The sequence below is a fragment of the Paraglaciecola sp. L3A3 genome (genome assembly GCF_009796765.1).
Classification (GTDB): domain Bacteria; phylum Pseudomonadota; class Gammaproteobacteria; order Enterobacterales; family Alteromonadaceae; genus Paraglaciecola.
Window position 1 is genome coordinate 4882022 of sequence record NZ_CP047023.1, and the last position, 20322, is coordinate 4902343.

The window sequence follows — 20322 nt, forward strand, 5'->3', positions numbered from 1 at the left end:
ATAGTCAGTCAGCGTCCAAAATTTCGTTTTCTTCTATCGTGCCATAACATTCATTGATACGTACCACTAGGGCTAAGCCCAATGCTAAGGTAGATACCCCTACAACTATGGCCGTTAGGATCAATACTTGAGGTAGCGGATTAGAAAATATTTGATCTTCTACTCCGGCTTGTATGATAGGGGCAGTGCCGCCTTCCACTTTATCCATTGTGATATACATAAGGAAAACTGCCGATTGGAAGATAGATAAACCAATCAATTTTTTGATCAAGTTGCTTTTGCTTATTACTGCGTATAACCCCACTATCAAAATGATAGCGAACACCCAATAATTGAAATAGCCGAGTAATTCTAAAAGTTTCATAATAAACGCTCTCGAGCGGCAAACGCATGGTAAATAGACAGTAAAGCTCCACAAACCGCCATGCCAACCCCAGCCTCAATAATTAAAATACCTAACTGCTGTCCAGCCACTGGATCGGCAGCCAAAACAGAATAATCTAGAAAAGCTCCGCCCAACAACATACAAACTACTCCAACACCGCCATACAATAATGCTCCACCCACAACCATACCCAATAACACTGAGCGCGGTATGGCACGCAATGCAGAGGCTTCACCTTCAAGTAGTGCATAAAGAATCACACCTGTGGCAATAATTGCTCCTGCTTGGAATCCTCCACCTGGCCCGTACTCACCATGGAATTGCACATAAAGGCCAAATAGCACAATGAATGGGATCAACAACCGGCCAACTACTTGGGGGATTAAATGATGGCGTAAACCGCTATCTTTTTCAGTGACTTGCTTAGTTTTTCTTGCTGGGCCAACACCTAAAATAAATAAAACGCCAATACAAGCTGCAAAAACAACAAACACCTCGCCAAGAGTATCGTAGCCTCGAAAGCTGCCAAGGATTGCGGTCACAACATTAGGAATATCAATATATTCAGGGGTTTTTTCTAAATACCAAGGCGCGACATGTTGATGTACAGGCGCTTCAGGGTCGCCGAGTCGTGGTTTATCAAAGGTTGCATAGATGATCAACAACGCCAAAATGCCCACAGTGCAATAAGTAACCCAACGCCCTCCTTCTCTAGGCTTCTCTCGATCATCGGTCAAAGACAAGGCACAAAGAAAGATTACTGTTGTTACTCCAGCACCCACCGCAGCTTCTGTCAACGCAACATCTGCTGCGTCTAAAATGAAAAAGTTTGCGGCCATTAATAAACTAAATATAGATGTGAGCATCACCGCAACGAATAAGTCTTTGGCACGCACAATGGCAATAGCAGTAATAACCAGTAAGGTGAGTAGAAAAAGGGCAAAGATAAATATCATTTTGGACTATTCTCCTTAGGTTCATCACTTGCGGAACCTGCATCAGGCTTGAGTCCAGATAGCAATGCTGTATTCGCTAATGCATAAGTAGCAGTGGGGCCAGTTAACAGCAGAAATAACATGATAGCGAACAACTTTAAAGTGGCCAATGTCAATCCAGCTTGCAGCATCATGCCAACAAAAATTAATATGGTTCCCATAGTATCAGTTAAACTAGCAGCATGGATTCTGGCATAAAAATTAGGTAGGCGTAGTCCGCCAATACCTCCAATTAATACACAAGCACCACCTAGGATAAGTAGGATCCAGCTTACAATATCTAGTATGAGATCAATCATCTTTAGCCCTTGATTTTGTTCTAACACGATTTTGAAAATACTCTAGTACAGCAAGCACACCCACCATATTAACTAAGGCGTAAGCTAGGGCAAGATCAAGGAAATCGAGACGACCATACAGAAATGCAATGACTGATAATAATAATACGGTTTTAGTACCAAACACATTAACCGCTAATACACGGTCATAAACACTTGGCCCCATTAACGCTCGCACTAAGGCTAAAACCATGGTTATTAAGATGGCGATAGAAACGGCTATATACATGTTTATTTACGCTCCAGAGCAGCAGCTCGGCGATTGGCTTCACCTTTTTGTAACTCCCTTGCACTTTCAACTGTGAGGCAATGAATCAGAATTTTTCCCTTGTGTAAGTCCAAAGTGACTGTGCCTGGAGAAAGTGTTATTGAATTACCTAAAATCACATGCCCCACATCAGTTTTGGTTTCTGCCTCTAACTCCACCACAGTCGGGCTAATGGGCAAAGAGGGACTGAGGATAATTTTCGCCACATCAATGGTTGAAATTACGATTTCTCGTAACAGCCACCACCAATATCTTGGTAGACGAGGTATGAGTCTAAGCAAAGCCTTGTGATGGCGGAAAAATCCCATACGATGGGCTAAGTATGTACTTAGCAGACAAGAAAAAGCGCCCAAACCTATAAGCAGAGGTTTATACAATCCTGACCAGAGTAACCAAGAGGCTGAGAGCACCAGCAACAAAAGCAAAATTGACGAGAGTTTTGCTTTACCGCCCTGTTTTAAATAACTATTTTGATTTAATTTCATTGTTTACAAGGATAGTTCTTCATTAGTGATTTATAAACAATTTCCATTGCCGGCTCATTATTAGTTTTTGCGGCAGCCAAGTCAGCGACAACAAGCTCAACTACAGAGCTTATTGGTAAAGGCTCACCAAGACAAAAACCAGCCAGTTTTGCAGCTCGAGAACGATCTACATTGCCAGGCATACGAGTGCGCATAGCACGCTCAGCAAATGTTTCTTTGCCTGATACGGCATTTTCAGCATTTAGCATCACTCGGGCATCAGTAGCGATGGCTCCATCAATAAAGCCTTGAATATAACGCACACAGTATTGAGCATCAGCACCTTGCGGCTCAGTGCGAAGAAATGCGCAATGTGATGCAAGTTCTTTAGTTGTTAATACTTCCAGAGCCTTAGCCGAGGGTACTAACAACAATTGAACGGCCAAGAAAACGACAAACATTAGGTGAAAAATTTTAGCTCGCATTTTAACTCCTTTCTGGCAATTTTTACATTTATAGCTAATTAATCATAGCAATAAAAGTCGATTTTAGTTGAGTTCTTATCAATAAAAAATTGACAATTAAGCAAGTAATGCTAAAAATTATAACATCAAAAAAATTAAGGTATTACATGTCTAAGCTTAATTATCATCACTTACAATATTTTTATGCGATAGCGACACATGGCAGTATTGCTCAAGCCTCAAAAGTCATGCATATCACACCACAAACACTCAGTGCTCAGTTAAATTTATTAGAAGGTCAACTAGGTTATAGTTTATTTGTTCGCAAGGGTAAACGTTTGGTGTTAAATGAGATGGGTCACATAACACTAAGTTATGCTCAGGAAATATTCAGTTTAGGTGACGAATTAATTCATTCTCTAAAAAACCATTCAACTGACTTTTCTTTTCGTTTTTCAATTGGTGTCACCGATGTCATCGCAAAAGTGTTTTCATTTAATTTATTAAAAACGATCTATACCATGGACGACTCTATTAAGCTCGTTTGTAAAGAAACAAATTTGGATGTACTGTTTGGCGATTTGGCTGTGAATAAACTAGACGCAGTGTTAAGTGATACATCCTTGCCAACAGGGTCACCTTTAAAAGCATACAGTCACCTAGTAGGTAAGTGCGGTATTAGTTTTTTTGCACATAAAAATCTCGCTAAATCTTTAACCGATAACTTTCCATACTCACTTGACGGTAATCCATTTTTTACCGCTGGAGAAGGCTCTAATCAGCACCTAAGTGTGGTTTCTTGGTTTAATGAACTCAATATATCCCCCAAAATAATAGGTGAAATTGACGACTCAATGTTAACTATGTCTTTCGGTGAAGCAGGGTATGGCGTTTTTTGTGCACCCACCATTATAGAAAATTATGTAACAGAACAATTTGACGTGGAAATTATTGGCAAAACGACTGAAATTAGTGAGCATTATTATTTAATATCACCTGAAAGAAAGGTCAAACACCCCGCGGTTCAGCATTTATTAGCTGAAGGGAAAAAATTATTTAATCAACCTATAGTTTAATACTTTGAACGCTTGTCTAAGCTAAGCATTGGCGATTAATAAATCGATAAAGTTGTCTGTTTTTGAATTGATGATCTGCCGAGCTTTGTCAGCTTCAAACCAGTTAATTACCCGCTGAATGCCTTCTGCGTAGGTGATTTTAGGATTAAATTCAGGCACGGCTGTTCTTATTTTAGTGTTGTCAAAAATAGCACTCACTGATTTATCCCCTAAAAGGGTGCCAATATAGTCACTGTTTAGGGCGCATATTTTTTCTGAAGTTACATGTACAATTTTCGCATCTACACCAAGAGCAGCAGCGGTTTGTTGATAAATCTCATTCCAGCTTAAAAATTGATCTGAAGTGATATGATAATCTTCACCGATTGTTATGGGGTTACCTAATAATCCGCAAAAACCCACTGCAAAATCATCGGCGTGTGTCAGAGTCCACAAAGAATAACCATCACCTTGCACCACAATGGGCTTGCCGGCTTTCATACGCGCAATTGCTGTGTACTCGGTCCAACCTCCAATAGTCAGAGGGACAACGCGAGAATAAGTATGAGATGGACGTACAATAGTCACAGGGAACTCAGCTTGCTTGTAAGTTGCCAATAAGTATTCTTCGGCGGCAATTTTATCCCTTGAATATTGCCATAATGGATTCGCCAGAGGCGTTTTTTCTGTAATGATCGGGGTTGGACCTGGATTCTCATAACAAGATGCCGAACTGATAAAAACATATTGTTTAGTCTTAGCAGTAAATAGAGCCACATCTCGAGCAACGTCAGATTCGGTAAAAGCTATCCAATTGACGACAACGTCCCATTCGTGCCCCTGCAATTTTGATTTAACTTGTGCTTCATCGTTAATATCAGCTTGAATATAATGAGCGCCAACTAGTTCTGAACAATGCCCGCTGCGGTTAAGTAACCATAATTCGTGGCCTTGCTGGAGTAGTCGTAGACTGCTGGATAAGCTGATATTTCCTGAGCCGCCAATAAACAGCATTTTCACTATAATTTCCCCTAACAAAAGCATGAGAATAGCAGTTTCGTAATTAATTATCAGTGGCAACTGCGCTTTAAAAGAGAGTTTAATAGAATTGATATAAATAAGCTGCAAAGCATCATCTGTTAAAAGCGTTGGTTTATCGTATTTAGCCCTGAGAAGGCTTTGCATCTTGCTCTAGGAATATTAATGAAAATGAGAGCATTGTGACATTCAGTAAATGTAGTGGTTCCTATATCTAGTATGGTTCCACTACTACTTCTATTATTTTATTAAAGAATAAAGCGACTTAAATCTTCGTCTTCAACCAATGCTTCTAAATGTTTATCCACATAATTAGCGTCGATTAAAATTGACTCACCACTCTTTTCAGAAGCATCGTAAGAGATCTCTTCCATCAATTTTTCCATGACGGTGTGCAGACGTCTAGCGCCAATGTTCTCAGTTCGCTCATTTACCTGCCATGCAGCATTAGCAATACGCTCAATACCATCTTCAGTAAACTTCACGTCGACCCCTTCGGTTTTAAGTAAAGCGACTTGTTGCTCAGTCAATGATGCATTGGGCTCTGTTAATATCCGTATAAAATCATGAGCCGTTAATGCCGACAGTTCAACTCTAATAGGTAGACGACCTTGTAACTCTGGGATCAAATCCGAAGGTTTACTCATCTGGAATGCGCCAGAAGCAATAAACAGAATGTGGTCCGTTTTCACCATGCCATGTTTAGTAGACACAGTAGAGCCTTCGACTAAAGGCAATAAATCTCTTTGCACACCTTCACGGGAAACATCGCCACCACTTGTGTTACCTTCACGTTTACAAATTTTGTCAATTTCATCGATAAACACTATGCCGTTTTGTTCCAAAGACTCAATTGCGGTGGCTTTTAAGTCTTCTTGATTAACCAGCTTGGCAGCTTCTTCTTCAATCAATAATTTAAGGGCATCCTTAACTTTTAGCTTTTTACTTTTCTTTTGTGAGCCAGATAAGTTTTGAAACATGCCTTGTAACTGATTGGTCATTTCTTCCATACCAGGAGGCGCCATTATTTCTACGCCAACCTGTGGAGCGGCCACATCCAGTTCAATTTCTTTATCGTCTAGTTGACCTTCACGTAACTTTTTACGAAAAATCTGTCTAGTACCACTGTCTTGAGCCACTTCTTTTTCACCAAAAGAGTTCTCAGGTGGGGGCAGTAACGCATCTAAAATACGCTCTTCTGCCGCTTCTTCGGCCCTAAATTTCACTTTACCTGTAGCTTGCTCTTTAGTCATTTTGACCGCGATATCGGCCAAATCACGAATAATAGTTTCAACTTCTTTACCCACATAACCTACTTCGGTGAATTTAGTGGCTTCTACTTTAATAAAAGGGGCATTGGCTAATTTTGCCAAACGCCGGGCAATTTCAGTTTTCCCTACACCTGTAGGACCTATCATTAAGATGTTTTTAGGTGTCACTTCTTGACGAAGATCGGGTTCAAGTTGCATTCGACGCCAGCGATTACGCAAGGCAATTGAGACAGCACGTTTTGCATCTTGTTGACCAATAATGTGGCCGTCTAACTCGTGGACAATTTCTCTGGGGGTCATTTCTGACATAAATAAACCTTATTATTTTGTAGTACAGCAGCGAATTGTGTAATTACGCTACTGACTTAGTAATTGGGGATTAATAATCAATAGTCTCAATCGTTTGAGTATGATTAGTAAAGACACAAATATCGCCTGCAATGGTCAAACTTTTTTCAGCTATTTCTTTTGCTGATAAGTCAGTATTGTTTAACAAAGCCATAGCCGCTGATTGAGCAAAATTACCACCAGAACCAATTGCAATTAAATCATTCTCTGGCTGCACCACATCACCGTTACCTGTGATGATAAAAGAAGCGGTTTCATCGGCTACCGCGAGTAAAGCCTCTAGCTTACGTAGCGCTCGGTCGCTACGCCAATCTTTAGCCATCTCTACCGCAGCTCGAGTTAAGTTTCCTTGGTGAATTTCTAATTTTGATTCAAAACGTTCAAATAAAGTAAAGGCGTCAGCTGTACCACCAGCAAAGCCAGCTAATACTTTATTATTATATAAACGGCGCACTTTTTTAGCATTACCCTTCATTACAGTATTGCCAAGAGACACTTGGCCATCACCAGCAATAACGACTTGGTTGTTACGGCGTACAGATACAATTGTAGTCACAAAAATTCCTTTGATTTTGCATAACAACCAGTGCTTATAAAATATTGGTTGTTAAGGCTAAGAATGGTCTACAGCGTCCAATTTATTAAAAACGCTGCAAGATGAACTAGATGTGGGGAGCCTTATTTTTTTTTCAAGTCGCTAACTTATATATAGCAAGGCGAGTTTTTATAGCAAATAATTGGCTATTGTCAGAAAATGCATGTTGCTAAAAGCAATAAAAACGCTGTCGAGAGTCTAAACTTATCTATAACTCATCAGTTTATTTAGGGCTTTACGCCTTGTAATATTATGTTTTGCACGTTTTTAAGGGTACTAGCGAAAAATGCTGGATCATTTAAATTTTTGCCAGTTACTGCTTCTATCTGCACTCTAAAATCAGCATAGTGTTGAGTTGTAGCCCAGATAGAAAAAATCAAATGATAGGGATCAACAGGAGCCAGTTTGTTTGTTGCGATCCAGGCATTAATTACAGCCACTTTTGAATCCATGAGAACCTTTAAAGGAGATTTTAAGGTATCTACAAGTAACGGTGCGCCCTGCAACATTTCCATACAAAACAGGCGTGATTCGGCTGGATGGTCTCTCGACAACTCCAATTTAATCCTAATGTAGTCGCCAATAGCTTGAATCGGATCTTGTTCTTCGTTAAAACGAGCTAAAGGCTCAAGCCAGACCTCTAAAAGTTGCTGCATCACCTCTAAATAAAGCCGTTCTTTACTGCTGAAATAGTACAATAAATTAGTCTTTGATATTTTTGCCAAGGCTGCAATTTGATCAACTCTTGTACCATTTACGCCATTGCGAGAGAACAACTCTAGGGCTGCTCGCATTATAACTTTACGCTTATCCAGCTTTGCTCGACCACGCTTTGTATTAATATTAATTTCTGAAGTGTTTATTGTACTAGTCAATGGGTAAGTCAGTTCTTTCACTATTACTCGATTCAAAGATTCTAATACCAATTCACGTAAATGAGTAGTCATAACCTAAAGCTTTCGTGCGCAATCTCTATCAGTCAAGTAATTGCATTGTTTCTGTACATGATTGCACAAACATTGCGCCAAAACTGGACCTTTTGGTCTATCAACACTTCCAAAAACAACCTAACCCATTGTAAAAAAACAAATTATACCATTTGGTCTGATTTGTGCAGAATATCATTGTAGCCCTATAACTGAGCCTATTATTTAATGAATTAATTATGTAGCCTGAATGGTAATTGCTTACCAACAGATACAGGTTAGTTTGCAATATTAATTACTCGATGACGAAGTATTCCGTGTATAGCAGGGCCGGCTTTCATATGTAATAACGAGTAATTTTGCGAGTAGTTATAGGCTGCCAGACGCCTCAAAGCCCTTATTGAGAGTGGCCTAAGCATCTGCAAAACTCAGATTATGTTAACCCTTTAAAACTAAAATTAGTAAAGAGAGGTAATTATGGACATAGGCGTATTTATCCCAATTGGTAATAATGGCTGGTTGATTTCAAAAACATCACCTCAGTACAAACCGAGCTTTGACTTGAACAAAGTAGTGGTCCAAAAGGCAGAGCAATACGACATGGATTTTGCTCTTTCTATGATCAAGCTGCGGGGTTTTGGTGGTGACACAGAGTTTTGGGATTATAACCTCGAATCATTCACTTTAATGGCAGGATTGGCTGCAGTCACATCTAAAATAAAACTTTACGCAACTGCAGCTACCTTAGTGATGCCACCTGCAATTGTTGCTCGCATGGCAACGACAATAGATTCAATTTCTCACGGGCGTTTCGGGGTGAATTTAATTACTGGCTGGCAGCGTCCAGAATATTCCCAGATGGGAATGTGGCCGGGTGACGAATTTTTCTCAAACCGATACGAGTATCTGAGTGAGTACATCAAAGTATGTAAAGAGTTATGGGAAACCGGACAAAGCGATTTTAAAGGCGAGCACTTCCAAATGGACGATTGCCGCATGAAACCTATGCCAGAAAAAAGTATTCCCATTATTTGTGCAGGCCAAAGTGCCTCTGGTATGCAATTTTCAGCCGAGCATGCAGATTATAACTTTTGTTTTGGCAAGGGATTAAATACACCGACCGCATTTTCATCTACTGCAGAACGTTTACAAGCCGTAGCAGAAAAAGCTGGCCGGCAAGTTGGATCTGTGGTGCTGATGATGGTGATTTCTGATGAAACAGACGAAAAAGCTATGGCTAAATGGCAAATGTATAAAGAGGGTAAAGATCAATCTGCTTTAGATTGGATGGCTGAGCAAGGATCGGTAGATAAGAAGTCAGGTAAAGATACCAATGTAAGAGATATGACCGACCCCACATCAGCAGTAAATCTAAATATGGGAACCTTGGTTAGATCATACGCCTCAGTTGCTGCCATGTTAGATGAAATTGATACCGTACCAGGCTGTGAGGGCGTGTTATTAACCTTTGATGATTTTATCCAAGGTATGGATGATTTTGGACAGAAAATTCAACCCTTGATGAAGTCGCGCCAACACATTGCTTCTGCGGCAGTTGCCTAATGACTACGAACAAAGAATTGACAGTTGCTGGCTATTGTAAAGGCGATCAGCTTAATGAAGTTATTTTGCCAGCCAAACCTGAGCCGCTCGCACTCAATATTACCGAGACCGCACTAATTGTGGTTGATATGCAAAACGCTTACGCCAGCAAAAATGGTTATCTAGATAAAGCGGGGTTTGACATTTCAAATACAGGCCCGGTCATCACACAAACGGCTAAAGCCATAGCTGCTGCTAGAAAAGCAAATATACCCATAGTGTTTTTTCAAAATGGCTGGGATAACAAATATGCTGAGGCAGGCGGTCCAGGCTCGCCTAATTGGTATAAATCCAACGCTCTGAAAACCATGCGAAAAAAACCTGAACTAATGGGGACACTGCTAGCAAAAGGTACATGGGATTATGAGTTGGTGGATCAACTATCACCTCAAGAAGGGGACATAGTAATACCTAAAACTCGATACAGCGGATTTTATAACACCAACCTAGACAGTATGTTGCGTAGTCGGGGGATTCGTAACTTAGTGTTTACTGGCATAGCTACCAATGTGTGTGTGGAGTCAACCTTGCGAGACGGGTTCTTTTTAGAATATTTTGGTGTAGTGCTAGCTGATGCGACTTACCAAGCGGGATCGGACATGATCCAAGAATCTGCTTTGTTTAACATAGCCACATTTTTTGGCTGGGTGTCGAGTGTAGACGAATTTTGTGGTGTGTTGGCTTAATGCCGAAACTCTAAACTAAAACAATTGAAAACTTAATAAATAAGGTGATTCATTATGAGTAAAACATCAATTATACCACCGGGCACTGGTAAGCCACTTGCACCATATGTACCTGGCTCAATGGCGAATAATATCTTGTATGTATCTGGCACATTAGCCTTTGATAAAGATAATAATGTTGTGCATGTAGGAGATGCAGAAGCACAAACTCGCCATGTATTAGAATCCATTAAAAGTGTGGTTGAAGCTGCGGGAGGCACGATGGACGATGTCACCTTTAATACCATAATGATTACAAATTGGGATGATTATCCAGCGCTCAATAAAGTGTATGCAGAGTATTTCCCTGGTGAAAAACCGGCTCGTTATTGTATTCAATGTGGTTTAGTCAAACCCGATGCACTTGTAGAAATTGCCAGTATTGCTCACATTGGTTAGCACTTACTTTTTTATAACCACGCGACAATCCGTTGAAAGGGTTAAGTATGCATTTTGAAGTACTCGGTTCTCAAAAAGCTGATGCACCAACACTTGTCTTAAGTTCAGGATTAGGAGGCTCTGCGCATTTTTGGCAGCCACAGTTACCTGCTTTAGAAAGTGATTATCGAGTAATAGTGTACGATCAAAACGGAACCGGTCGCAGTCCAGCAACTTTACCCGAAGATTATTCAATTGAATCTATGGCCGATGAACTTTTAGATTTATTGGATTACCTGCAGATAACTGCATGCCACTTTGTAGGACATGCACTAGGTGGTTTGGTTGGATTGCAAATAGCACTACAAAGGCCAAGACTACTGCAACGTCTAGTACTGATTAATGCCTGGAGCAGCCCTAATCCCCATACTTTACGTTGTTTTAGGGTTCGCAAATCTTTACTTGATAACAGCCCTCCAGAAATGTACCTACAGGCTCAAGCTTTATTTTTGTATCCACCGGACTGGATTATGGACAATGTTGAAAGACTGGAGCAAGAAGAGCGACACATGCTTCAAGCCTTTCCCGATAAACATAACTTATTGGCTAGGATCCAGGCGTTAAGCCAATTCGACATAGAAGCTGATTTAGCCAAAATTACTACAGCTACTTTAATCATCGCAAACAAAGACGATATGTTGGTACCTTGGCAGCGATCTGAAGTGCTTGCACGTTATCTAGTTAATTCAGAATTAGCGGTATTCGACTATGGTGCTCATGCTTGTACGGTGACCACCCCGAGTGTCATTAATGATAGGTTGCTTACATATTTAGCTAGCTAACTATTACTTTTGAAAATTTAATGAAATCAATATGGAAAAATTTATATGACTAAGCCACTAGACGAGCAAGCCATAGCACAACTTTTTACAGAAGCGCATACCCACGTCAGTTGGCAAGACAAACCCATACCTGAAGCACTTCTAACACAGCTTTACGACTTAGTAAAACTGGGATCTACCTCTGCAAATTGCAGTCCAGCAAGATTTGTATTTGTTAGCACTGCTGAAGGCAAAGAAAAGTTAAAACCATCCTTATCAAGCGGTAATCTTGAGAAAACCATGACCGCTGCTTGCACCGTAATTGTTGCATACGATGAAGAATTTTATGAGCAGTTACCTACTTTGTTTCCTTATGCAGATGCGAAAAGCTGGTTTACTAGCAGCCCTGATGCGGCTTATGAAACAGCTATGCGCAATAGTTCACTACAGGGTGCTTATTTAATCAGTGCAGCTCGTGCACTAGGCTTAGATGCGGGTGCCATGTCGGGGTTTGACCCTAAATTACTAAACAATACCTTTTTTGCTGAAAGCACGTGGAAAGTTAATTTTCTAATTAACTTAGGTTACGGAGATGGCAAGAAAGACTATAAACGCCTTCCTCGTCTAAGCTTCGATCAAGCTTGCCAAATCGTTTAACTTATACCAACAAATTTTAGCTAGGAGTGAGATAAGCAATGAGTGAAGCAAAAGAATTACCCCCAGAAACGAGTACTACATGTGTTACAGAGGAAGAGTTTAGACAGGGTATGTCTGCTTTATCGGGAACAGTTAACATTGTTACTACTGGTTCAGCAGAAAATAAAGCAGGTTTCACTGCCACAGCTGTTTGTAGTGTGAGTGATAACCCTCCGACGTTGTTAGTATGTTTGAATCGAGGGGCGTCGGTTCACCAAGCTTTTGCTGAGACTAAAAGCCTAGTGGTTAATACATTAGACGCGGGGCAAGATGATTTGTCTAATTTGTTTGGAGGAAAAACCCCAATGGCTGAGCGTTTTACTAGTAACGCTTGGGAAACTTTAATTACCGGATCGCCTATATTGAGTAATGCCGCAGTGTCTTTTGATTGTATAGTAACTGACATAAAAAGCGTGGCTACTCATGATGTGATTTTTTGCAAGGTAGTAGGTATAAAACAAAAACAACAGGCCGGCGCACTCCTTTATTTTCAGCGGAACTATCATCATTTAGATAATAGCAGGGCTCCTGTTTAAAACATTGTGCTCAGTAGTGTGCTTTACCACAGAAGACTCGTAATGTTGGCCAGCCACACCTGAACATATTTAGCAGATTCAATTTTTACTAATTCAATATATAGCATTTGCTTGCCTACGTCGGTGGGTGTGCATTTGAGGAAAAAACATGACAGCAACTATCGGTCACTTTATTAATGGTCAACTTGTAACAACAACTGGGAGAATGCAGGACGTTCATAATCCGGCTACTGGGGAATCCGAAAGATCGGTGTTGCTAGCTTCTAAACAAACTGTTCAACAAGCCATTGATTCGGCTCAAGCTGCTTTTCCAGCATGGCGGAATACTCCTGTACTTAAACGAGCTAGAGTAATGTTTAAATTTAAACAATTACTCGAAGAAAACGCAGAGTATATTGGCCAACTGATAGGTCAGGAGCACGGAAAAATTAGCCATGACGCAGCTGGTGAAATTCAACGAGGTATTGAAAATGTTGAGTTTGCTTGCGGCGCGCCCCAGCTTCTGAAAGGTGAACACAGTAAAAATGTAGGTCCTAATATTGATTCATGGAGTGAATTTCAACCTTTGGGTGTTGTAACAGGTATTACACCTTTTAACTTCCCTGCTATGGTGCCTTTATGGATGTTTCCTTTGGCAATTGTCTGTGGCAATACTTTTGTACTCAAACCTTCAGAAAGAGCTCCAAGTTCGACGTTATTTATCGCCCAATTATTAAAACAAGCTGGCTTGCCAGATGGTGTAATGAATGTGGTCAATGGTGACAAAGAAGCCGTAGATGAATTGCTAACCAATCCGACAGTAAAAGCCGTGAGTTTTGTGGGCTCAACAGCTATTGCAGAATATATTTATACCACCGCTAATGCCGCTGGCAAACGTTGCCAAGCATTAGGCGGCGCTAAAAATCACGCTATTGTGATGCCTGATGCTGATATGGATAACGCGGTTAATCAATTACTTGGTGCAGCCTTTGGTTCATCTGGGGAGCGTTGTATGGCCTTGTCGGTAGTGGTTGCAGTAGGAGAAAAAGCTGGAGACGCACTGGTTGAAAAAATGCAACAGGCGATGTCGGATTTAAAAGTCGGTGCCTACTCAGATGCGACTAATGATTTTGGGCCTCTGATTAGCTGCCAACATAGAGACAAAGTGAGTGGTTATTTGAGTAGCGCCGAGCAGCAAGGTGCTAAAATTGTTGTTGATGGCCGAGGTACCAAAGTTAAGGGGTATGATAATGGTTTCTTTATCGGTGCAACCTTAATTGATGGTGTAACGGCCGATATGGATAGCTATAAAGCTGAAATTTTCGGTCCAGTATTGCAAGTTATGCGAGTAGACACTATGCAGCAAGCCATGCAGTTAATTGATGGCCATGAATACGGCAACGGTACTTGTATTTTCACCCGAGACGGAGAAGCTGCACGTTATTTCTCAGACCATATCCAAGTAGGCATGGTGGGCATAAATGTACCACTACCAGTGCCTGTTGCTTACCACAGCTTTGGTGGCTGGAAACGGTCATTATTTGGCGATTTACACGCTTATGGCCCCGATGGTGTGAGGTTTTACACTAAACGTAAAACCATAACTCAAAGATGGCCATCAAGCGGTGTGCGTGAGGGCGCTACTTTTGCATTTCCTAGTTAAGAGGGGTAGTTAACTAAGCCGAACCTCTCGATAACGCTCTTTTTGTGCCTAGCAGCGTTGGATTGTCTAGCAATAACACGTTATTACGCACGACAATCCGCCTTGCTATCCACGAAAAATTTCGTCACCGAGTGAGTATTTAGCTGAGGCCATTTAAAAAAATTAACCCATTGAATTATAAGGATAAACTTATCTCAAACGATACTTCTTATCCAGAACTCAGATTACTTAACATTTCACATGCGAGTGGTTCTAATTTAAATTCCAGTTCCAAATTTTACAACCAATTATTTTCGCCCGTTGTAATTTATGGCGATCTTTTTCAGCTAAACGTTTACTTTCGTATGGCCCTAGAATAACCCGATACCATCTACCCGATTGAGTTTTAACTTGCGCTTCAAGACCTTGAAAAGCGATTCTCGCTCTAAGCTCTTCTGCTTGAGATTGTTTTCGGAACGAACCACATTGCATCAATCTCAGTATGATGGGTTGATCTTGCTGTTTGTTTTCTATTTCCACAGAGTATTCTGGCAGGCTAGTAATAAATTCCCACTCTTCTTCTGGAATTTCAGGCAACACGTCTTCCGACTTTGCTTTGTTCTCAATTTTTTCTGCAACAACTTCTTCAGGCTGCTCTGGAGCATTTTTTTTCAGGCTCCATAAAAAATATGCAAACCCGGCAACCAAGCCTAAGGTGATAAGCAAACGTAACGCAGGAAATTTTGATTTAGGTGGCGCAGCTTGTTGTTTTTTATTCTGCCCACGGGCCACATAATCTTTTGGAGCCATTAATAACGCATTCCACTTTGATTGCTAAACAGTTAAGGCCGCTAATCTTACCTTGACTAGATGATGAGTAAACAGATTTTTAAACAATCAGCTGAAATCTTGCGGGTCGATATCCAAAGACCAACGAACTTTATTAGCTAAAAACAGCGTTTCTACTTGATTAATATAATGCCCTAAAGCGCGCTGCAAGCTACTTCGTTGGCTGCTCTGTAATAATAACTGCATACGATACTGACCTTGTCTTTTTTCCATTAATGCCGGTATAGGTCCAATACAAGAAACCCCAGCAGCATGGCTAAACAACTGTGACACATTCTGTAAAAACATATGCGCGTCTTGTGCACTCAATGCCTGAGCTTTAAACAAGGCTTGATAAGTAAAAGGCGGCAAATTAGCGTGTTGCCTTTCCAGCAAAGCATATTTAGCAAAATGAGCATAACCGTTATTGATCAAATCTTGAAGTAGAGGATGGCCAGGATCATGGGTTTGTAACCACATCTCTCCCGGTTTCTCAGCTCGGCCTGCCCTACCTGCCAATTGAGTAATAAGTTGAGCTAAATTTTCTGCGGCTCGATAATCTGCACTAAATAAAGCGCCATCCACATCTAGAATTAGCACTAGCGTCACATTGGGGAAATGGTGTCCCTTCGATAATATCTGCGTGCCTATCAATATTTGATGTTCATTATTATTAATACTACTGAGCATCCTATCTAACTTACTTTTACCCCTTGCACTATCACTATCAATACGAATATTACTGTACTCAGGAAAGTACTGGCTTAGTCCTTGTTCTAGCTGCTCAGTGCCCACGCCCATGGCCGTTAACTCTGTTGACTGACACTGCTGACAGCTTTTAGGGATACCTTTAGCATTACCACAATGATGACACTGCAACTTGTATAACTGATTATGCAAAGTAAAAGGTTTATCGCAACGAAGACATTGCTCAACAAAGCCACATTGATGGCACACCAGAGCAGGAGCATAACCACGGCGATTGATAAACAACATCACCTGAGAGCCTTGCTCTAGGTGTAGTTTAATTCGATCTAACATGCCCTGAGCGATACCAAACTTAAGTGGTTGCTGTCGGATATCAAATACATGTTGAGTCGCCACTGATGCATTACCAGCTCGTTCATGGAGCTTCAAATATAGATATTTACCCGTTAGAGCATTATTTAAGGTTTCTAGTGCCGGAGTAGCAGTACCCAATACTAGAGGTATCTTTTCGGCGTGTGCCCGCACTACGGCTAAATCTCTGGCGTGATAACGCAGGCCATCTTGCTGTTTATAGGAAGCATCATGTTCCTCATCAACTATCAACAGCCCCGGTGCTAACATAGGGGTAAATATGGCCGAACGTGTGCCTATTATTATTCCCAGTTGGCCCTTGGCACTTTTTTGCCAAACTTGTAATCTTTCATTATTGGTTAACCCCGAGTGCAAAACCCCAACATCTATTCCAAATCTATATTTAAACCTATTCACTGTCTGTGGGGTGAGGCCAATTTCTGGCACCAAAATCAACACTTGCTTACCCTGTTTCAATACAGGTTCAATGGCTTGCAGGTACACTTCAGTTTTACCACTACCGGTAATACCATCCAGTAAAAAGCAGGCAAATTCAGCTAACTTAGCTTCAATACTACTAATTGCTAAAGCCTGTTCAACATTTGCCACAGGTTTATCTTGGACAATCAGGTTTTGTCGCCAATTAGTTTCATTGGTAGATTGTTTGGCAATCACTGTAATGAATTCTTTATCGAATAGGGCTTTTGTTGCGGCTGCGCCAAACTGCTCTTTGGCTTTTGATTTAAGTATATCTTCAGTTTGTAATGCAGATAACAAGGCTTGTTGTTTAGGTGCTCGGGATAAACTACTTAGCTCTACAGTTTTGCCTGTCTCACTCACAGTCCAATACTCAATTGCTTTAGGCAAACTCGATTCACCCTTGCGCAATGCTACCGGCATGGCACTTTGTACCACATCGCCAATGGGGTGTTTATAATATTGTGCTAACCAAGAACAGAGCTTACGCTGGGTAGCATCAAAAATAGGTTTATCATCAATAACCTCTTGGATGGCTTTAAGTTTACTGACTTCCCAAGTTGAATCTTCACCGACCTCCCAAACCACACCAATTAATTTACGAGGGCCAAAAGAGACTCTGACTCGACAGCCAACTTTAGGAATAACATCTAAGGCTAGATAATCAAACAGTTGACGTTTAGGGATAGGAAGTGCGATTCGGAGTATTGACATTAAGTACTAATAAGCCTGTTAAAATAAGTAAAACAAAGGTAAATGGCGATAAAAACAACAAAATCCTTGATCGCATCAGCCCCTTACATTAATATGCGCGCCACTTTGCGGCAAGCCACAAAGCTTTTTAATTTAATTTTCGTATGGTGTTCAACTTCGGGTTGGATAGCGATGCGGCCTGACGAGATAAGGTAACCCATGAAACAAGATATCCATCCTGATTATCAAAATATGACAGCAAACTGTTCTTGCGGAAACGTAATTGTAGTGCGTTCTACTTTGAAAAAAGACATCAACTTAGACGTATGTTCGTCTTGCCACCCTTTTTATACTGGTAAGCAACGTAACGTTGATACTGGTGGTCGAGTTGATAAATTTAACAAACGTTTTGCTGGTCTTTCTAAGAAGTAATTCGATTTGTAGTCTGAAAAGACATCCAAAAGGCGCTTATTCAGCGCCTTTTTTTGTGTCTTTAATAAAATTGGCTAGGTATTTCATATTTATATGATTCAAAATCAGGCACAAAAACGCAGAGTTAATTTTAGATTTAGAGTAGAATCAATCTGAACCTATTTTTGTAGTAAGTAGTTGAGACTAAAGTACTAAATATTGATATGTTTTTTAGACGTACAATATAATTCCTGTACAAGGATACGTAATGCTTTTTAAAACCATTAAAAATACCACATCTTCTATTGCTGCTCTAGCAATCTGTATTGTCAGCTTAACCATTTTGGCGTTTTCACTACAAGAACATGAAAAGTTATATTTTGAATCAGTAAAAGGTGATCTAGAGGCTTTGTCTGAAAATATGGCTAGTGATTTAGTACCGCTTCTAGCCTTTCAACCAGATGATTTTGAACTCACTACTATGCTTTTACGCTTAGATAGATATGACAATGTTAAATTTGCTGAAATTTATGATAAAGACTGGCTACGACTACAAAGTTATCATGGTAAATCATTTGCTGATCAATCCACTTTAATGGATGATCAACTTGAGAAATTAAAACAAAAAACCTCTGGCGTATATGTTGAAAATGGTGAATTAGTCGCATTCAAATTAATTGGCGATAAACAATTACCTTTAGGTTATTTACTCATTGTTCATGACTCAAAGGGCCCTCTGAGCAAAAGTAAACTTAATCTGCTAAAACAAGTTTTACCCCTAACCTTATTGGTACTAGTAATAGTTATAATCATTTTGTTTGTGATTCAGGCAAGATTATTTTTACCTTTGAGTCGCTTGTCTGCACTGGCACAAAAAATCCAAGAAACTAACGATTATTCTTTAAAAATTGAGATCAAAGGTAAGCAAGAAGTTTCCTCTTTGAGCCAAGACCTTAATCTGATGATGGAAACCATCAACCAAGAAACTCAAAAGAATAAAGAATATACCGAAAAGTTAATGATTCAACAAAAAGCCATGGAAAGGTTAGCCAATTTTGACGCGCTCACTGGCCTACCCAACCGACAATCCTTTATGGAAACCTTGCGTGTTGAATTAGCTAAAGCTGAGCGTACCAATAGTAATCTAGTCCTACTATATTTCGATTTAGATGGTTTTAAAGGAGTCAATGACTCATTGGGCCATGAAACTGGGGACCAGCTATTAATTGAGGTCAGTAAGCGAACTAAAGGTTTTCTAAGAGATGGTGACATATTGTCCCGACTCGGAGGCGATGAGTTTCTCATTTTGCTACACAATGAACCAAACGATTTATTTCTATATCAAATATCAGAACGCTTAGTAACAGGTCTTTCTGAACCCTTTGATATAAATTCATGGGAAGTACAGGTTAGCGTTAGTGTAGGTATAGCCAAAGCCTTTGATTCTAATTTTAATTTAAGTGAATTTGTCAGCAATGCAGATATTGCTATGTATCGCTCTAAACTTGCAGGTCGTAATACACACACTATTTTTATTCCTGAAATGATGGAAGACAACAAACGAAAATTATTAATCGCCAATTCGATTTCTCATGCCATAAAAAATGACGAATTCATACTGTTTTACCAACCCAAAGTATCTCCAACAGAACGAATTGTAGGCTATGAAGCCCTACTACGCTGGACCAGTGACTCTTTAGGCGTAGTATCTCCTGCCGAGTTTATTCCAATTGCAGAACAAAGTGGAAAAATACTAATCATCACTCAATGGGTGTTAGAAAGACTTTGTAAGGATATGACAACAATACAAAAACATATAAATCCAGATGTTGTCATTTCAGTTAATTTATCAGCCCAAGATATAAAAAGTAAATCCCTCATAGCCTATGTAAAAAAACTATTTACACAATACAATGTCAACCCTAAAACTATTGAGTTTGAAGTAACGGAATCAGCCTATTTAGAAAACTTTGATATGGCCAACGACTTTTTTAAAGAGATGAAAGAGTTGGGTATATCAATCGCCCTGGATGACTTTGGCACAGGATATTCATCACTTGGCTACCTCACACAATTACACCTAAACACTCTAAAAATTGATAAACAATTCGTAGATAATTTATTAATTTCTAAGCGCAGTACGTTAATCACCAAAACAATTATCGAAATGGCCAAACAGCTAAATCTAAAAATTTGTGCTGAAGGTGTAGAAACCAGAGAACAATTTGATTTTTTGGTGGAAAATGGCTGTCATCAACTGCAAGGTTATCTTTTTTCCAAACCAATCAGTTTAGAACAAATGCTTACAACCACAGGTAAAAGCTAAAA

At 40.1% G+C, this 20322-nt stretch carries 22 protein-coding genes; 10 read left to right on the forward strand and 12 right to left on the reverse strand.

Going from position 1 to position 20322, the window contains the following annotated elements; all coding sequences use genetic code 11:
* Positions 1–4: 4 nt before the first annotated feature.
* From GQR87_RS20245 to GQR87_RS20270, 6 genes are read right to left on the reverse strand one after another with little or no spacing between them, the layout of a single operon-like run.
* On the reverse strand, positions 5–364 hold the full coding sequence (locus tag GQR87_RS20245) for a cation:proton antiporter subunit C (RefSeq protein ID WP_158972496.1): 360 nt from the start codon (positions 362–364) through the stop codon (positions 5–7).
* Entirely contained in the window at positions 361–1341 is a 981-nt protein-coding gene (locus GQR87_RS20250; protein ID WP_158972497.1) for a DUF4040 domain-containing protein, read from the reverse strand. Before GQR87_RS20250 ends, GQR87_RS20245 begins: the two co-directional genes overlap by 4 nt.
* Positions 1338–1679 carry a monovalent cation/H(+) antiporter subunit G gene (gene mnhG, locus GQR87_RS20255; protein ID WP_158972498.1) on the reverse strand — a complete coding sequence of 114 codons (342 nt, stop codon included), beginning with the start codon at positions 1677–1679 and terminating at the stop codon, positions 1338–1340. The genes GQR87_RS20250 and mnhG overlap by 4 nt, the downstream gene beginning before the upstream one ends.
* Positions 1672–1947 (reverse strand): monovalent cation/H+ antiporter complex subunit F, encoded by a 276-nt coding sequence (locus GQR87_RS20260; RefSeq protein ID WP_233267334.1) that lies wholly within the window; start codon positions 1945–1947, stop codon positions 1672–1674. The genes mnhG and GQR87_RS20260 overlap by 8 nt, the downstream gene beginning before the upstream one ends.
* A gap of 2 nt (positions 1948–1949) precedes the next feature.
* Entirely contained in the window at positions 1950–2471 is a 522-nt protein-coding gene (locus GQR87_RS20265) for a Na+/H+ antiporter subunit E (protein ID WP_233267335.1), read from the reverse strand.
* On the reverse strand, positions 2468–2935 hold the full coding sequence (locus GQR87_RS20270) for a Rap1a/Tai family immunity protein (protein WP_158972499.1): 468 nt from the start codon (positions 2933–2935) through the stop codon (positions 2468–2470). Before GQR87_RS20270 ends, GQR87_RS20265 begins: the two co-directional genes overlap by 4 nt.
* A 146-nt stretch (positions 2936–3081) precedes the next feature.
* Between GQR87_RS20270 and GQR87_RS20275 the strand changes: the two genes are divergently transcribed.
* Positions 3082–3990, forward strand: a complete 909-nt coding sequence (locus tag GQR87_RS20275; RefSeq protein ID WP_158972500.1) for a LysR family transcriptional regulator — start codon at positions 3082–3084, stop codon at positions 3988–3990.
* Positions 3991–4011: 21 nt separating this feature from the next.
* Here GQR87_RS20275 and GQR87_RS20280 read toward each other — a convergent pair whose 3' ends face one another.
* The 4 genes from GQR87_RS20280 to rutR form a co-directional block, all read right to left on the reverse strand.
* Positions 4012–4983 carry an NAD-dependent epimerase/dehydratase family protein gene (locus tag GQR87_RS20280; RefSeq protein ID WP_233267508.1) on the reverse strand — a complete coding sequence of 324 codons (972 nt, stop codon included), beginning with the start codon at positions 4981–4983 and terminating at the stop codon, positions 4012–4014.
* A 272-nt stretch (positions 4984–5255) separates the two neighbouring features.
* Complete coding sequence (gene hslU, locus GQR87_RS20285) at positions 5256–6587, reverse strand: HslU--HslV peptidase ATPase subunit (RefSeq protein WP_158972502.1); 1332 nt, start codon at positions 6585–6587, stop codon at positions 5256–5258.
* A gap of 70 nt (positions 6588–6657) precedes the next feature.
* Positions 6658–7182 carry an ATP-dependent protease subunit HslV gene (gene hslV / locus GQR87_RS20290; RefSeq protein WP_158972503.1) on the reverse strand — a complete coding sequence of 175 codons (525 nt, stop codon included), beginning with the start codon at positions 7180–7182 and terminating at the stop codon, positions 6658–6660.
* A 266-nt stretch (positions 7183–7448) separates the two neighbouring features.
* Positions 7449–8117, reverse strand: coding sequence for an HTH-type transcriptional regulator RutR (gene rutR, locus GQR87_RS20295; RefSeq protein WP_233267336.1), 669 nt, complete (start codon positions 8115–8117; stop codon positions 7449–7451).
* Positions 8118–8624: 507 nt separating this feature from the next.
* On the opposite strand from rutR, the gene rutA reads away from it, so the two are divergent.
* The 7 genes from rutA (at position 8625) to GQR87_RS20330 (ending at position 14547) form a co-directional block, all read left to right on the forward strand.
* The gene (rutA, locus tag GQR87_RS20300) at positions 8625–9710 is read left to right on the forward strand and encodes a pyrimidine utilization protein A (protein ID WP_158972505.1); all 1086 of its coding nucleotides are present in this window, start codon (positions 8625–8627) and stop codon (positions 9708–9710) included.
* Positions 9710–10435 (forward strand): pyrimidine utilization protein B, encoded by a 726-nt coding sequence (gene rutB, locus GQR87_RS20305; protein ID WP_158972506.1) that lies wholly within the window; start codon positions 9710–9712, stop codon positions 10433–10435. The genes rutA and rutB overlap by 1 nt, the downstream gene beginning before the upstream one ends.
* Before the next feature lie 54 nt (positions 10436–10489).
* Positions 10490–10873, forward strand: coding sequence for a pyrimidine utilization protein C (rutC, locus tag GQR87_RS20310; RefSeq protein ID WP_158972507.1), 384 nt, complete (start codon positions 10490–10492; stop codon positions 10871–10873).
* A gap of 47 nt (positions 10874–10920) precedes the next feature.
* On the forward strand, positions 10921–11694 hold the full coding sequence (rutD, locus tag GQR87_RS20315) for a pyrimidine utilization protein D (RefSeq protein ID WP_158972508.1): 774 nt from the start codon (positions 10921–10923) through the stop codon (positions 11692–11694).
* A gap of 45 nt (positions 11695–11739) precedes the next feature.
* Positions 11740–12330 carry a malonic semialdehyde reductase gene (locus GQR87_RS20320; RefSeq protein WP_158972509.1) on the forward strand — a complete coding sequence of 197 codons (591 nt, stop codon included), beginning with the start codon at positions 11740–11742 and terminating at the stop codon, positions 12328–12330.
* Between the two features lie 38 nt (positions 12331–12368).
* Entirely contained in the window at positions 12369–12905 is a 537-nt protein-coding gene (locus GQR87_RS20325) for a flavin reductase (RefSeq protein WP_158972510.1), read from the forward strand.
* A gap of 148 nt (positions 12906–13053) precedes the next feature.
* Positions 13054–14547, forward strand: coding sequence for a CoA-acylating methylmalonate-semialdehyde dehydrogenase (locus GQR87_RS20330; protein WP_158972511.1), 1494 nt, complete (start codon positions 13054–13056; stop codon positions 14545–14547).
* Positions 14548–14799: 252 nt separating this feature from the next.
* Here the strand turns inward: GQR87_RS20330 and GQR87_RS20335 are convergent, their stop codons facing one another.
* Both GQR87_RS20335 and priA read right to left on the reverse strand, forming a co-directional pair.
* On the reverse strand, positions 14800–15336 hold the full coding sequence (locus tag GQR87_RS20335) for an SPOR domain-containing protein (RefSeq protein WP_158972512.1): 537 nt from the start codon (positions 15334–15336) through the stop codon (positions 14800–14802).
* 87 nt (positions 15337–15423) lie between these two features.
* The gene (gene priA, locus GQR87_RS20340) at positions 15424–17604 is read right to left on the reverse strand and encodes a primosomal protein N' (RefSeq protein ID WP_158972513.1); all 2181 of its coding nucleotides are present in this window, start codon (positions 17602–17604) and stop codon (positions 15424–15426) included.
* A 198-nt stretch (positions 17605–17802) separates the two neighbouring features.
* On the opposite strand from priA, the gene rpmE reads away from it, so the two are divergent.
* Together rpmE and GQR87_RS20350 are read left to right on the forward strand one after the other, a co-directional pair.
* A complete protein-coding gene (rpmE, locus tag GQR87_RS20345) occupies positions 17803–18015 on the forward strand; it encodes a 50S ribosomal protein L31 (RefSeq protein WP_158972514.1) in 213 nt (70 codons plus the stop codon).
* A gap of 247 nt (positions 18016–18262) precedes the next feature.
* Positions 18263–20320: an EAL domain-containing protein gene (locus GQR87_RS20350; protein WP_158972515.1), complete on the forward strand. Its 2058-nt coding sequence runs from the start codon at positions 18263–18265 to the stop codon at positions 20318–20320.
* Positions 20321–20322 lie beyond the last annotated feature (2 nt).

Bases quoted from the DNA above. Each gene is read 5' to 3' on its own strand.
- GQR87_RS20260 (WP_233267334.1), bottom strand. From the start codon at position 1,947: ATGTATATAGCCGTTTCTATCGCCATCTTAATAACCATGGTTTTAGCC.
- hslU (WP_158972502.1), bottom strand. From the start codon at position 6,587: ATGTCAGAAATGACCCCCAGAGAAATTGTCCACGAGTTAGACGGCCAC.
- mnhG (WP_158972498.1), bottom strand. From the start codon at position 1,679: ATGATTGATCTCATACTAGATATTGTAAGCTGGATCCTACTTATCCTA.
- GQR87_RS20275 (WP_158972500.1), top strand. From the start codon at position 3,082: ATGTCTAAGCTTAATTATCATCACTTACAATATTTTTATGCGATAGCG.
- GQR87_RS20320 (WP_158972509.1), top strand. From the start codon at position 11,740: ATGACTAAGCCACTAGACGAGCAAGCCATAGCACAACTTTTTACAGAA.
- GQR87_RS20335 (WP_158972512.1), bottom strand. From the start codon at position 15,336: ATGGCTCCAAAAGATTATGTGGCCCGTGGGCAGAATAAAAAACAACAA.
- GQR87_RS20330 (WP_158972511.1), top strand. From the start codon at position 13,054: ATGACAGCAACTATCGGTCACTTTATTAATGGTCAACTTGTAACAACA.
- GQR87_RS20325 (WP_158972510.1), top strand. From the start codon at position 12,369: ATGAGTGAAGCAAAAGAATTACCCCCAGAAACGAGTACTACATGTGTT.
- GQR87_RS20250 (WP_158972497.1), bottom strand. From the start codon at position 1,341: ATGATATTTATCTTTGCCCTTTTTCTACTCACCTTACTGGTTATTACT.
- GQR87_RS20350 (WP_158972515.1), top strand. From the start codon at position 18,263: ATGCTTTTTAAAACCATTAAAAATACCACATCTTCTATTGCTGCTCTA.
- GQR87_RS20265 (WP_233267335.1), bottom strand. From the start codon at position 2,471: ATGAAATTAAATCAAAATAGTTATTTAAAACAGGGCGGTAAAGCAAAA.
- GQR87_RS20270 (WP_158972499.1), bottom strand. From the start codon at position 2,935: ATGCGAGCTAAAATTTTTCACCTAATGTTTGTCGTTTTCTTGGCCGTT.
- rutC (WP_158972507.1), top strand. From the start codon at position 10,490: ATGAGTAAAACATCAATTATACCACCGGGCACTGGTAAGCCACTTGCA.
- rutA (WP_158972505.1), top strand. From the start codon at position 8,625: ATGGACATAGGCGTATTTATCCCAATTGGTAATAATGGCTGGTTGATT.
- GQR87_RS20245 (WP_158972496.1), bottom strand. From the start codon at position 364: ATGAAACTTTTAGAATTACTCGGCTATTTCAATTATTGGGTGTTCGCT.
- priA (WP_158972513.1), bottom strand. From the start codon at position 17,604: ATGTCAATACTCCGAATCGCACTTCCTATCCCTAAACGTCAACTGTTT.
- rutB (WP_158972506.1), top strand. From the start codon at position 9,710: ATGACTACGAACAAAGAATTGACAGTTGCTGGCTATTGTAAAGGCGAT.
- GQR87_RS20280 (WP_233267508.1), bottom strand. From the start codon at position 4,983: ATGCTGTTTATTGGCGGCTCAGGAAATATCAGCTTATCCAGCAGTCTA.
- rpmE (WP_158972514.1), top strand. From the start codon at position 17,803: ATGAAACAAGATATCCATCCTGATTATCAAAATATGACAGCAAACTGT.
- rutD (WP_158972508.1), top strand. From the start codon at position 10,921: ATGCATTTTGAAGTACTCGGTTCTCAAAAAGCTGATGCACCAACACTT.